Raw genomic sequence first — 13,705 nt, forward strand, 5'->3', positions numbered from 1 at the left:
TTATAAGTATTTTTATGCTATATAATCAATTATAAGCAAAAACCCATTGATATATCGTGCTTCTGAAACAAAAATCAATAATTATTGACCACTTAAACAATCTAGCCATAAAAATATCTTATAATATACACAAATTTAAAAATAAAGGAGATTAAGATGATTAAAATTAGTTAAAAGTAGAAGCTATATTTTAAGTATTTAAAAGAGAGCTTCTACATTAAGTTGGTGACACTCTTATTGTAATTGTTCTCTACTTTTAAACTACTTAAATAAAAAACTTCATTAGAACCAACCATATTGAGCTTATTAGACACACTATAGGTATGTCTATTTGGTGAGACGGCTATTGCTGTCTTTGTAAAATTTAAAAAGCTATAGGAGAAAAAATATGGCTAGCAAAAGAATACTTTTAAATGATTTAAAAATCATTAGAAAAAACAAGAAAAAAGAAGAGATTAAACAAGCATGCTTTGAAGTCTTGTTTCCACAACAAGCTACGATCAAAGAGTGTAGGCTAGTAATAAAAGATCGTTTTAACATCAAGCTATCAAATAAGGAATTTTCCGAATGGAAGAAAGAGTATGATGCAAAAGACACACATCAAACCTCTCATACAGATCAAATTCCTGAGGTTAAAGAAGACGAAAACAACGATGAGGAGCTAAGTAATGGCACTAACAATCAAGAGTAGTGATACAGCAGTTGCGGCAAATGCCGTAATTGCACTACAAGAACATATCGAAATGAGCAATAAGGCTAGTGAAAATATTAGAAATAATATTGAACTTTTTAATCAAGCCGCAGATAGCTTTGATAAAAGCTTTAAAGAAAAAATAGAACTTATAGAGCAAGGAAGTACCGAACTTATAAGTGCAACAAAAGAGGCCCGAAACAACTTTCAAAATACTCTAAAGAGTGCAGATAAAACTATATCAAAGATTAACTCATCTTTTAGCTCTTTGATGAAAAAGATAGTATATGCATTAATTGCCTTTTTATTTATAGAAGCGACCTTCTTTTTTGGCTACTTGTTTTATGATAGCCATAAGACAAATGAAACCAAAGCTGCACTACAAAATAGGCTAGATAAAGCACTTTATGATGTGTCTAATCTTCAAGGCTTTATCACCCATATCTACAACCAAGATAGCCAAAAAGCTAGCGAAGATTTTACTAAATGGCTAAACACAAATGGTGACAGCAGTGTTCAGTAGTAAGCAAATTTTTCTAATAGCAAGACACATACAATGTATGACACTTCGTTTTCATACCTTGTATAATCTTGCTCTGCCGAGGGCTACAATGCGAGATATAAGAAGCGTTAAAACGCTTCATCTCGCTAGTACATTTTATGAAAGGATATCATATGCCAAAAAATATCAAGGATAAGGTGCTCTCTATAAGGATCACTTCTCAGCAAAATAGCAAATTATCTGATATGGCTAGAGAACTAAAAATATCAAGATCAGAAATCATTTCCTATCTTATAGATAATGGCAATATAAATTCTGAATCCATAAAAAAGAAAGAGCTATATCCAACAATCATTACATATTTTGCTAGACCTTTTAACAACATCAATCAAATAGCAAAGAAACTAAATATAGCTTATAAGACTAGTGGTAATATAGATTTAAAAACGATACTGCAGATACAAGAAGAGTTGTACAAAGTTCAATCAGTGCTAACTGAAATTTTAAGCCTAATAAAGAGTAGCTATGATAGTTAAGATCTCAAAGGGAGAAAAAGGCATAGCTGATTATCTAAAAACTGGCAAGAAAAGAGATTCAAAGCTAACTAGAGATGAAAAAGATGATAGATTGCCACTGGCTGGAAATTTAGATCTTATCGAGATGTCTGAAAAGCACCAGAGCAAGAAAAAGAATAAGAAACATAACTACTATCATATATCCTTGTCATTTACTTCAGAGGAGTGGAACAAGCTATATGAAAGTGGCAATATAGATGAGTTTATAATGGACTTTTTAAGGCTAACTTTCCCAAATCACGACATAGATGAGCTACTTTTTTATGCTGAAGCTCATCTGCCTATAATCAAAGAAGAGCCATACATTCCTCGCCCAGAAGGAGCACTAGAAAATAGAACATTAAACAAGAAACATAAAAATGGTGAACCACTAAAAAGAGAACCTCATGTTCATCTAATAGTCTCTTTTGAAAATATGAAATTTACCCATAGTGTAAAAACCGGTGGAGTTATATATACAAAAGGTGCAGCCAAGCAACAAGTAAAAGCTGTTATGGCTAAAACAGCAGAAAAATTTAAAAGAGTGGTTAATGACATCTTATCTAACAAGTATGGTCTAAATAATATAGAGCTTTTAGGCATGGATGAAGACCAACTAAATAAACAATATGAAAGCTTTAAAAGTGCAGCACAAAAGGTTAAGAAAGGCAAAGAAAAAGATACACAGATGAAGATAGAAACAGATGTTGTGATCGAGCCAAAAGCTGATACAAAAGAGCAAAATATAAGTGTTGAAGAGTTACTAGCTGATGCTAAAAATTCTACAGCTGATTATCTATTAAGAATGATAGAAGAAGATGAGAGTTTCAAAAAAGACTATTATGATAGAGCAAAGAGGCTTAATGCAGTCGATATAAGAGAATTTTTGCCTATGATCAATGCAAAATTTAACATCACCGCAAAAGCTGAAATGGTAAATGATAAATATAAAGTAAGAGTGGATGGGTTTAAGGGAACTTATAATCTAACTGATCTAATGTGTAAGATAGTCTATAATGGCAGAAAGGGAGCGTTATTTCACGTGGTTAATGAACTAGAGCAAATGCTTATAGAGCTTCAAGCCAATAAAAATGAGCCAAAGATAACATTGAGTGTAAGCAGTGACTTTAGTACACCAAATAAAGGCCTAAAGGCTCAAGTGTTAAATAGCTGGAAAACGATACAAATAGAGCCATACAATCTAAAATCAATACTTAAAAACTATTCAGCTATATCAGTGGCAAGTTTCAAGGATAAAAGTGAAGAAGCTAGCAGTATTGATAGCATAACTCCTACGCTTATATATGATATAGATAACTCTAAATTTACTGCAAATGATGCTCAAAATTTACTACAAAGTAAAGGAATAAAAGGCTTCATATACCTAACCACCTATCAAGCACCGGATACAAAAGTAGAGAAATTTAAACTCATCATACCCACAACAAAGGCTCCAAGCTTAAATGAATATGATGAATACATAAAAGAGATAACAAAAGAGCTTGGGCTATATAATATAGTAAATAACTCAAGCCTATATCCTAGTAAATTTCACTACACTCCAGTGCCAGGATCTGAGGTTGTAAGCATTAGAGGAAAAACTTTTGATAATACAAGAGCCATTGAAGAGGCTGGCTTAAAAACAGAAATTAATAATATGGATATTAAAGCCATATATGAAGATTTGCAAAAACTAAGAAGATATGAGCTTAGCCATGAACCAAAAGATACCAACTCACATATTAAAAGAGCAAGCTACCAAGCCATATCATCAAAGATTTCTATAAAAGAGCTAATAGAATACTTTGACGAGAGTGCTGTGCTTAAAGAATATAAAAATCATCAAATACTTTCTGGTAAGAGCGGCAGATATCTTTACTTGTCAGAAGAAAACACAGCCTACTCTTTTAGCCTAAATAGACACTATACTCCATATATCTACATTAGAGATAAATTTGATGAAGTGGCTAGAAAGATAAAAACTGGGCTTTTTAATGATGACGTCATTAAAAAGATAGGACTTAAACAAAATGAATATGAAGGCTTCGTAAAAGGTATCGATGGCCATTTAGATATAAATAGATGCTATTTAGCTTTTATAAATAGAACTGAAATCTTTAAAAAATACCTGCCAGATATAGTTAAAATTAACTATCAAGGCTTAATTTATAATATAAAAACCTATATGAAAGATTGGCAAGATATACAAGGTTTTAATAAGCTAAAGGAGCGTTATAAAACAGATAAGATCTCTCTAACAAATGATCATATATCATTTGGCTCATTAAAAATAACAAAGCAAGAGCTATGTGATCAAGGACTTGATAGTAACTTTGGGATAGAGCAAACAAAACAACCATCAAATAGAGCAGAGGGTAAAGAACAGAATATAAAGTCAGGATATGATAGTTTGGAGAGATAGACTATTATGAGCTGTTATAGAAGCCAAATTATTAGCCATCTCTCACTCCATAAAACCAAATGGCAATGCAAACATATCATCATCTAGCTTTACGGCCGTATCACCAGTGTAAAAGACTATGCCCTTATCAAATTTACTTTGCAAATTCTCTTTTAAGTGGTAGATATGCTTGAAGTCATCTTTGCTGATAGTTTTTGAGGATTTGACCTCTATGGCTATGAGCTTGCCTGATATCTCAAGGATAAAGTCTATCTCTTTTTGGTCGCTAGTTCTATAGTAGTATATGTTTGCTCTTTTTTTGCTACTTGTATTTGCCTTTAGTAGTTCATCAAATACAAACGTCTCATATATAGCACCTTTATATGGGGAATTTGCAAGCTCTTGTGCTGATGAAATTTGAAGTAAGTGTGCCAGCACTCCGGTGTCAGTGGCAAAAATTTTAGGTGTTTTTATGAGCCTTTTTAGAGCGTTATTAAAATAGGGCTGTAGCTTTTGGATCTGGTATGTATGCTCAAGCACGCTAAAATAGCTATCAAATGTCTTATTGTCAAGCCCGGACTCTAGACATAGCTCGTTTTTGTTAAAGATGTTGCCACTTCTTAGCATACATAGGCGATACATAGTGATAAATTTATCCATATTTCTGATGTTGCCTATCTCTTTGGCGTCTGATTCTATATATGTTCTTATGTATGAGCTAAACCAGAGATATTTTGATTTTTCAGAGCTTATCTTTGTGATCTCTGGATAACCACCATTTATAATCTTTTCAGATAAGCCCTCATTATCATACTTCTTTAGCGAAAGATGGTCTATATCGCCACTTAAAATATCTATCAAATTTTCATCACTATGGCTTAACTCTTTTTGAGAAAGCGGGTAAAGCTCTACTATACCTATCCTACCGGCAAGCGAGTCTGAAATATCTTTAAAGCCCTTTAAATTTGCAGAACCGGTTAATATAAACTGACCGTTTGTTCTTTTTTTATCTACAAATTCCTTAATGGCAACAAGTAGTATAGGCACTCTTTGTATCTCATCTATCACGATAGGCTTATTGCAGTGCTCTATAAAACCTTTAGGATCGTTTCTTGCGGATTCATATATGTTTATGTCGTCAAGCGTTACGTAATTTGGTATATCTAAATTTAAGGCAAGTGTTGATTTACCGACTTGTCTAGCCCCGCTTATCAAAAACACTGGGAAGCTTTTCATATACTCTTTTATTTCATCGCTTATGGCTCGTTTGATATACATAGTATTTTATCCTTAAATATTTAGGAGTATAATACTATAATTTGTATAAATTTTAAAGTCGTATTACCGCTTGACTATTTTGTATCATTATTTTGCTTATTTGCTTGTTCTAATCTCATCTTATTTTGACTTTTTATCTCATACATGATTGCTTCTAAAATCTTACTTTGTTTATTTTGTTGCTTTAAGATGCTACTACTATCTAATGCGTTAAGCAGTTCTTTATGGTGCTGATTTATTTCAATTGCTGACGTCTTAGATAGCCAAATGTTTAATAACGCAACTGCTATTGCTATAAAAATAGAAATAATTGCAACCCAAAAAGCTTGTCTCGACGATTTTCTATTTTCATCTATCTGCTGTTGTGTAAGCAAATTTTGAGTTTGAATATACGACGAGGTTTGATTTAGTGTTTTACCTATTAAATCCAGGTGCTTTATTATCTTTTCATTTTGTTCTATAACATCAAAAATAGGATTTTTTAGAAATTTAATTTTTGTTGATTCATTTTTTACTGGTGTAACATTAGTAATATTTTCTCGTTCTTTATTTAAAACATCTAGTGAACTTTTAAACAGATCTGTGTTTAACGATGATATTTGTGAGTTTAGCTCTTTTATATCTATTCCACATATTTTTTCTAAATTGGCAGTATTAAGGACTTTATATATTTTTTTATATTTATTTATAGAGTCCATATATGACGGTTGAATTATTTTCTCATAGTTTAAAGGTATTACTTTTTTTAATTTTGATAGATCCTTGATACTTAATGCATCATTAATGGAATTCATAAGCTTTTTATATTCTTCTTGACTTTTAAATATGCTTTTAAAATAATCATTATTCATTGATTTTTGAAGCTTTATTGCTTCTTGTCCTAATGTTGATATTTTTGTGATGTTTAAGATTTTATTAGCACTATTCTCAAAATCTTTAATTGCTTTTATTATAGGTGAATTACTTAAGCTATCCAGTTGTTCTCTTAATTTATTTATATCCACAGAGTATCCTTATTTTTGATGTCTTAATTACAATTTTGAAGTTTAAAGTAGATTATATAAAAATGCACAGCATACTTTAATACCTCCTCTATATTTCCCAATTTGCTTTTTCAATACAAAAACCCAAACAGCCAAAGCGGAATTTTATTTCCAACCCCTACTTCAATATCATCTGCCGCTATAAATGAATTTGGCATATTCTTAATCTGCTCAAAACCTTTTTTAGCTCCACCTATTTCAAAGGTAAATTTATTACCAACCATAAAGTCACCGGCCTTACCCGAGTAAATTTCAGTAATATTTCCAAGCTGATTGGCAAAGAATGTTTCTCTTACATTTCCTATTTCTGGACTGTTTATATACATTAAATTTGTATTTTCAAGGTAAATTTTGTCTGCCTTATCCATATTTTTTATAGCTAGCTCATTTTTCATTAAAAGTCTTATAAGTCCAGCACCATCAAGCATAGCAAGATACTCTTTTAGCGTCCTATCATCCCTTATATCAACAAGCGATTTTAGGCTTGAATAGTTTGGCTGATATGGGATGTTCGTGCTTATAGCATGAGTTAATATCTTTAGCTTTCTTGTTGTATTGCCGTTTAAATTTGGATATATACTTAAAAGATCACTATCTATTGTAGCTTCTATGCTTTGCCTTAGAGTCTGATAAAAGGTGGTATCATTTGGCATATCGTTATAGTACGGGTAGTAACCCACCTTTAGATACTCTCTAAAAAGCTTAATAACTGCTAGCTCTTTTTGTTTTAAGGTGTTAATGATGTCAATAGCTATCCCCTGATGATTTGTAAGTAAATTTGTAAGCTCAACTGCTTCTAAATTTATGTCGTATCTTAGCCCTGCATACTCCCTAAAGCTCATTCCGCTCATCTTATAAACGATCGCTCTTCTACTTAGATCATGAGAGCTTTTTAATACTTCAAGAGCAGACGAGCCTGTAGCTACTATATTTAATTCTTTAAAGTTATCATAGGCAAATTTTAATATGGCAGATATATCTTTACTTTTATGAATCTCGTCTAGATATAGATATTTACCGCCGTTTAGCACAAACTCTCTTATAATCGAGGTTATATCGTTTGATATCTCTATGTCATCTAGGCTTAGGTAAAGACTATTTTTGTTTTTACTGGCCAGCTGAGCCAATGTAGTTGTTTTACCTATTCCTCTTTGTCCAAGGATAACGATAAGCCTATGAGACAAATCTTTAGAGTCTATAAAGTATCTTTTAAATTTATGGTTGTTTAACCTTATAAGGTCATTGCTCTTTAAGAAAAGTTGATCTAGCATAGTTTATCCCTTTATTATGTAATGCAATACAATTATATCATAGAAATACATGGAATAAAATACATACAAGATTATTTTTTAAGCAAAAGCACATTTTATTGCAAATGACTATATACATTTTTATGAAAGAAAACAACCTTACTAATAGTGCTATTGGGTTCTTTTTGAAATTTAATCTCCTTAATATTAAAGCATTACTTTTAACACCCCACCTTTTTCTCATTGATAAAAATTTATCTCTTTAATTAGATTCTTTAGAATTTAGGGAGTTGCCAGTTTTTGTAGGTTTTTGAAAACTTCAAGAGCCTATTCGTGAAAGCCTATATGTAAAAAAGATCATCCTCTAGTTCATACACTCGTCCAAATATCTAGACGCTTTTGTTCTTTTGCATGAGCTCAAATATAGCGGCTGCACTGGCTATGCTGTTTTCAGGCCTACCACACATCGTGTGGTATATCCATCTTGTACAGACAAAGCATTGATTTGTCGAGTCGTTTAGCAAGTGACCTAGCATATCTTTTGCTTGTTTCTCTTTACCAGCCTCAAATAGCTCTTTTATCTGTCTGATCTTTTTCATCGCCACTCCTTTTTTGGATGAATTTTAAAATAAAAAATGGATAAATTTTATTCCTATTTTGCTGGTATAATTTCACAAAAAAGGATTTTAAAATAAAGATCTTTTTGACGATATAGAGTAGTAGATAAAGGAGAAAAAATGATAAAACAAAGATCGGTTAGGAATATAATAGATGAAAAAATAAATTTCAACGTGCCTGCATATCAAAGAGGCTATCGTTGGAATGAGCTACATGTTAAAGATCTGCTAGATGATTTGCTTGAATTTATGCAAGAAACAAATAGAGGTAAATTTTATTGTTTGCAACCGCTAGTAGTTAAGAAAATCGGTGAAAATCGATACAACGTCATAGACGGCCAGCAAAGGCTCACTACAATTTTTATCATTTTAAAATATTTAGAAAATCTTTTAAAAGAAGAAAACGGTATAGACGAAATTTATACACTCAGCTACGAAACGAGAAAAGATAGTAAAGATTTTTTACAAAATATTACTAGCAAAACGCAAGATGAGAGTAATAAAAATATGGACTATTTTTGTATGTATCAAGCTTATAAAGCGATAGAAAATTGGTTTGAAGAAAAAATAAAAGAAAAGAAAACCACTAAAAGAAAGATGCTTGAGATTTTTACAAATTCAGAGGACGAAAAGCACATCGAGTTTATATGGTACGAAGTTGAAGATAGTGAAGACGAAGTCAAGATATTCGCCAGGTTAAACAGCGGCAAAATTCCACTTACCAACGCAGAGCTTATCAAGGCATTATTTTTAAATGTTAGAAACTTCCCAAAAGGGTGTAGTGAAAATGAGATTATTACAAAACAAATAGAGATATCCAAAGAGTGGGACGAGATAGAATACACCCTGCAAGATGATGAATTTTTTAAATTTTTGACGAAAAACGACTATCCGACCAGGATAGAACTACTTTTTGAAATTTTATCTGGAGTAAAAAACACAGAGCTAGATAGATATGCGATATATAGGCATTTTTCAGATGTGGCAAAAGAAGGTGATTTATCTCATATATGGACCGATATAAAAAAGATATTTTTGACATTTAAATTTTGGTTTAAAGATACTACAAATTACCACTTAGTCGGCTTTTTAGTAGCATCTAATATATCAGATATCAAGGAGATATATAGCAAGGCAAAAGATGAAACAAAAAACGATTTTAATATTTTCTTAAAGAAAAAAATAAAAGAGAAAATTAAAATAGAAGACATAGATGAGTTGGAATACGAAAAAAATAGAAAGGATATAGAAAATATACTGCTATTTTTTAATATTGCTACGATTTTAAATAACAAAAGCTCTAATATTAGATTTTCTTTTAGTGAATTTAGCACTAAAAGATGGAGTTTAGAGCACATACATGCACAAAACGACAAAGGACTAAAAGATAAAAAGGCGCAGGATGCATGGCTTAGTAGTGTAGAAAAATATCTTGATGATAGCAAGACTGGTGACAAACAACTTACAGAAATGATTGGATCCTTTAAAGAAGATAATAAAAGGAATGATTTTTATATACTTCAAACAGAAATTCTAAACAGATTTGGCGACAAAGAGTTGTTGGATATGCACGGAATAGAAAATTTAGCCTTACTGGCAGCGGAGAATAACAGCTCTTTATGTAACGGGCCGTTTATCGAAAAACGCGAAAAGATAATTGAGATGGATAAAAACGGCGAATTTATACCAATATGTACTAAAAATGTATTTTTAAAGTATTACACCAAGAAGATATCTGATGTATATTTTTGGAGTAAGCAAGACCAAGAGGATTATAAAGACTCGATAATAAAAACATTAGAAAAATTTTTAGGAGAGAAAAATGGAAAATAATATAAGTAATTTAAAAAATATCCTAATTGACAGGAAGTTAAAAATTTCAATACCCATAATTCAAAGAGATTACGCGCAAGGTAGAAAAGATGCGGTCAGTATAAGAAATAAATTTTTAGATGAAATTTTTAATAGATTAGATAATGACGAAAATTTATTTTTGGATTTTGTTTATGGCAACATAGATGACGATAAATTTATACCAATCGATGGACAGCAGCGTCTCACTACTCTTTTTTTGCTGCACTTATACTTTGCAAAAAAAGAAAAAAAAGATTGTGAGTATTTAAGGGGTTTTACATACGAAACCAGAAGTAGCTCTAGAGAATTTTGTGAAAGATTGGTAGATTCGAATATCGATTTTAACAAAGAGGAAATATCTCCGGATATAAAAAATAGTAGTTGGTTTATGCCGTTTTGGGAGAATGATCCGACCGTAAAATCTATGCTTGTAATGCTAGACGCGATACATGATAAATTTAAAAATTCCATATTTTACGACAGACTAGAAAATATAAAATTTAGTTTTCTTGAGCTTAAAGAGTTTGGATTAACAGATGATCTGTATATAAAAATGAATGCTAGAGGAAAGCCGCTAAGTGAATTTGAAAATTTTAAAGCGGAATTTGAGAAAGAGCTATCTCAAGAGATAAAATCAAAGCTAGATAATGATTGGCTTGATTTGTTTTGGGGATTAAAGGATAGTGATAAAGAAGATATAGATTTGAGTGGCGTTGATAAACGATATATGGCATTTTTTAAAGGAGTAGCTTCAAATTTTACTATTCTTAATATAAAAGATACAAAAGAGGCAAAAGATTTTGATTTAGATGAGTTTGATACACTAGATGCATTAGAGTTTTTTAGCAGTAATAAAAATAGTGTAAACAATGTAATAAAAATTTTAGATGAGTTGCGTGAAGTTTCAAATTATGAGCTTATTAAAAATTTTACTGATACTAGCAAAGATGTTACCTATGAAACAAGGGTTAAGTTTTTTGCACTATCTATGTTTTTGATAAATTTTGGAGCCCAAAAGCTTAGCGGAGATTTTTATAAAGAGTATGAAAGGATAACTTCAAATGTAGCAAGAGATTTTAATATAGATAGCATTTCAAATCTAAAACAGACTTTTGAGTTTATAAATGAAATTTGTGAAAAATGCAAGAGTGAGAATATTTTTGATCTATTGGTTGATTTTCAGAACGAGCAGCCAGGAAGCTTTAAAGTAATCAATTTTTACAGGTGGCAAGAGAAAAAGAAATTAGAGCTTATGCAAAGTGATCCAAGATGGATTGATGCTATCAATAAAGGCGAAAAGCACTGGTATCTTGGCTCAAATTTAACGTTCCTTATTGATTTTGCAGAAAATGATGTAGAAAAATTTAAAGAGTATTATAAGAAATTTGATGAGATTTTTAAAGAGGATAGGGAAAACTTCTTGTTTCAAAGGGCGCTATTAACGAAGGGTGATTATTTGCCTGAGCGCGGTAATAGCAGCTACTTTACATTTTGTAATTTTAACAATAACTCTCGTAATAAAGACGACAACTGGCGAGATGTATTTTATGATAAAGAAAAAAGTAAATTTCTGAAAAATTTACTGGATGATGATAGAAGTTTGCAAGATATTATAGAGGAGTTTGACGATAAAAAAAATTGGAGATATTATTTTATAAAATATCCTGAAATTTTAAAAGAGTGCAGTAATTTTTGGATATTAGTAGATTATTACATGATTAGAGTTTTAACAGGAGTATTTACAAATAGTTATCACGTAGAGTATTACACTTTCGCTTTATTTATAACTCTACAAAGGCGATTCCCAAATTTACCCGATGAAAAATTAGGTTACGAATGGGCAAAGTCTTATGGTGAAAATCCACATATTTCTATAGGTGGTACAAATATTAGCTTTATCAAAAATGACGATGGAAAATATTTCTGGATGATAAACGAGGAACGAATAGGAGAGGCATTTGATCCAAATTTACCAGAGCAGGATCCACTGCAAACCATAACAGATAAAGCATGCGAAATCGCAAAAAGTATAGACAATGGCAATATCTAAATCCCTCTACATTCGTGGTCTTCAGTGTGAAAAGAGCTTGTGGCTAAAAAAGAAAAAACCCGAAGTCTTGCAAGCTCCGGATGACGGCGCGCAAGCGGTATTTGACACCGGTACATCGGTAGGCGAGCTGGCCTGCGAGCTATTTAGCGGCGGCGAGAGGATAGAGTATACCGGCGATTTTAGCTCGCAAATAGCAAAAACAAAAGAGCTTATCGAGAGCGGCGTAAAAGTCATATACGAGGCCACCTTTTGCTTTGATGGCATCCTTGTGATGGTTGATATCCTTTGCGTTGGCGATTATGGGCTCGTCATCAACGAAGTAAAAAGCAGTACCTCCGTCAAAGAAGTCTACATCGACGACTCAGCCATCCAGTACTACGTCATTAGCTCGCTTGGCTACAAGGTGAGCGCTGTAAATATCATCCACATAGATAACAGCTACGTAAGAGGCGAGAAGCTCGAGCTTGAGAAGTTTTTCCATATCGAAGATGTAACCGAGCAAGTAAAGCAAAAACAAGCGGACATCCCTCAAATTTTAAGTAAATTTGATGAAATTCTCAGCAAAAATATTGAACCGGACATTGACATCGGCCCTCATTGCTCAAACCCTTACGCTTGCGACGCCTGGGAGTACTGTTGGCACGAGCAGCGAAGCATACCGGAGTATAGCGTCTTTGACATATCTCGTCTAAGAAGCGATAAGAAATTTGAGCTTTATAAAAGTGGCATAGTTAAATTTGAAGACATAAAAGAGCTAGATAAATTTAACGCCTCTCAGCAGATACAAATTCGCTCCGAGCTATCCAAGGAGCAAGTCATAGACAAAGGCGCCATTAAAGAATTTCTAGATACGCTTAGCTATCCGCTATATCACCTTGACTTTGAGACATTTCAGCAGGCGGTACCCAAGTTTATAGGGCTTAGACCATACGAACAGATACCTTTTCAGTTTTCTATCCATAAAGATGACGGCAATGGAAATTTAGAGCATTTTGAGTTTTTGGCCGAGGTCGGAGCCGATCCCAGATACGAGCTGGCGCTAAATTTGATCAAATTTATCCCGCAGGATACCTGTGTGCTGGCTTATAATATGAGTTTTGAAAAAGGAGTGATAAGACGCCTGGCCGAAATTTATCCGCAAATCTCAAACGAGCTTATGGCTATTCATGACAATATAAAAGACCTCATGGCGCCGTTTGCTAGCAAAAGCTACTACCACCCAAAAATGCAAGGTAGCTACTCGATAAAGTACGTCTTGCCGGCGCTCGTGCCTGAATTTGAATCGGCATACAAGGATCTAAATTTGATCCATCACGGAGGCGAAGCTATGCAGGCATATGCTGCTATGGCCAGTATGAACGAAACGCAGTGCGATGCCTATAAAAAGGCGCTTTTGGAATACTGCAAGCTAGATACCCTAGCTATGGTTAAAGTTTTAGAAAAATTGTGTGAAGTGGCAAAATAG

Annotated in this window: 11 protein-coding genes; 7 read left to right on the forward strand and 4 right to left on the reverse strand. The window is 32.6% G+C overall.

Annotated elements, in window-relative coordinates; all coding sequences use genetic code 11:
- Positions 1–388 precede the first annotated feature (388 nt).
- The 4 genes from CVT05_RS04700 (at position 389) to CVT05_RS04715 (ending at position 4,169) form a co-directional block, all read left to right on the forward strand.
- On the forward strand, positions 389–691 hold the full coding sequence (locus CVT05_RS04700) for a hypothetical protein (protein ID WP_107697973.1): 303 nt from the start codon (positions 389–391) through the stop codon (positions 689–691).
- Positions 669–1,214 (forward strand): hypothetical protein, encoded by a 546-nt coding sequence (locus CVT05_RS04705; RefSeq protein WP_107697974.1) that lies wholly within the window; start codon positions 669–671, stop codon positions 1,212–1,214. Before CVT05_RS04700 ends, CVT05_RS04705 begins: the two co-directional genes overlap by 23 nt.
- A gap of 152 nt (positions 1,215–1,366) precedes the next feature.
- Positions 1,367–1,729: a plasmid mobilization relaxosome protein MobC gene (gene mobC, locus CVT05_RS04710; RefSeq protein WP_107697975.1), complete on the forward strand. Its 363-nt coding sequence runs from the start codon at positions 1,367–1,369 to the stop codon at positions 1,727–1,729.
- The gene (locus CVT05_RS04715; protein ID WP_107697976.1) at positions 1,719–4,169 is read left to right on the forward strand and encodes an aminotransferase; all 2,451 of its coding nucleotides are present in this window, start codon (positions 1,719–1,721) and stop codon (positions 4,167–4,169) included. Before mobC ends, CVT05_RS04715 begins: the two co-directional genes overlap by 11 nt.
- A gap of 42 nt (positions 4,170–4,211) precedes the next feature.
- Here CVT05_RS04715 and CVT05_RS04720 read toward each other — a convergent pair whose 3' ends face one another.
- The 4 genes from CVT05_RS04720 to CVT05_RS04735 form a co-directional block, all read right to left on the reverse strand.
- Positions 4,212–5,426 (reverse strand): ATP-binding protein, encoded by a 1,215-nt coding sequence (locus CVT05_RS04720; RefSeq protein WP_107697977.1) that lies wholly within the window; start codon positions 5,424–5,426, stop codon positions 4,212–4,214.
- Between the two features lie 74 nt (positions 5,427–5,500).
- The gene (locus CVT05_RS04725; protein WP_107697978.1) at positions 5,501–6,430 is read right to left on the reverse strand and encodes a hypothetical protein; all 930 of its coding nucleotides are present in this window, start codon (positions 6,428–6,430) and stop codon (positions 5,501–5,503) included.
- Positions 6,431–6,540: 110 nt separating this feature from the next.
- Entirely contained in the window at positions 6,541–7,740 is a 1,200-nt protein-coding gene (locus CVT05_RS04730) for an ATP-binding protein (protein WP_107697979.1), read from the reverse strand.
- Positions 7,741–8,108: 368 nt separating this feature from the next.
- Complete coding sequence (locus tag CVT05_RS04735; protein WP_107697980.1) at positions 8,109–8,318, reverse strand: hypothetical protein; 210 nt, start codon at positions 8,316–8,318, stop codon at positions 8,109–8,111.
- Positions 8,319–8,456: 138 nt separating this feature from the next.
- On the opposite strand from CVT05_RS04735, the gene CVT05_RS04740 reads away from it, so the two are divergent.
- From CVT05_RS04740 to CVT05_RS04750, 3 genes are read left to right on the forward strand one after another with little or no spacing between them, the layout of a single operon-like run.
- Positions 8,457–10,169, forward strand: coding sequence for a DUF262 domain-containing protein (locus tag CVT05_RS04740; protein WP_107697981.1), 1,713 nt, complete (start codon positions 8,457–8,459; stop codon positions 10,167–10,169).
- A complete protein-coding gene (locus CVT05_RS04745; RefSeq protein WP_107697982.1) occupies positions 10,159–12,240 on the forward strand; it encodes a DUF262 domain-containing protein in 2,082 nt (693 codons plus the stop codon). The genes CVT05_RS04740 and CVT05_RS04745 overlap by 11 nt, the downstream gene beginning before the upstream one ends.
- Positions 12,227–13,705, forward strand: coding sequence for a DUF2779 domain-containing protein (locus CVT05_RS04750; RefSeq protein ID WP_107697983.1), 1,479 nt, complete (start codon positions 12,227–12,229; stop codon positions 13,703–13,705). Before CVT05_RS04745 ends, CVT05_RS04750 begins: the two co-directional genes overlap by 14 nt.

The sequence above is a fragment of the Campylobacter concisus genome (assembly GCF_003049705.1).
Taxonomy (GTDB): Bacteria; Campylobacterota; Campylobacteria; order Campylobacterales; family Campylobacteraceae; genus Campylobacter_A; species Campylobacter_A concisus_AR.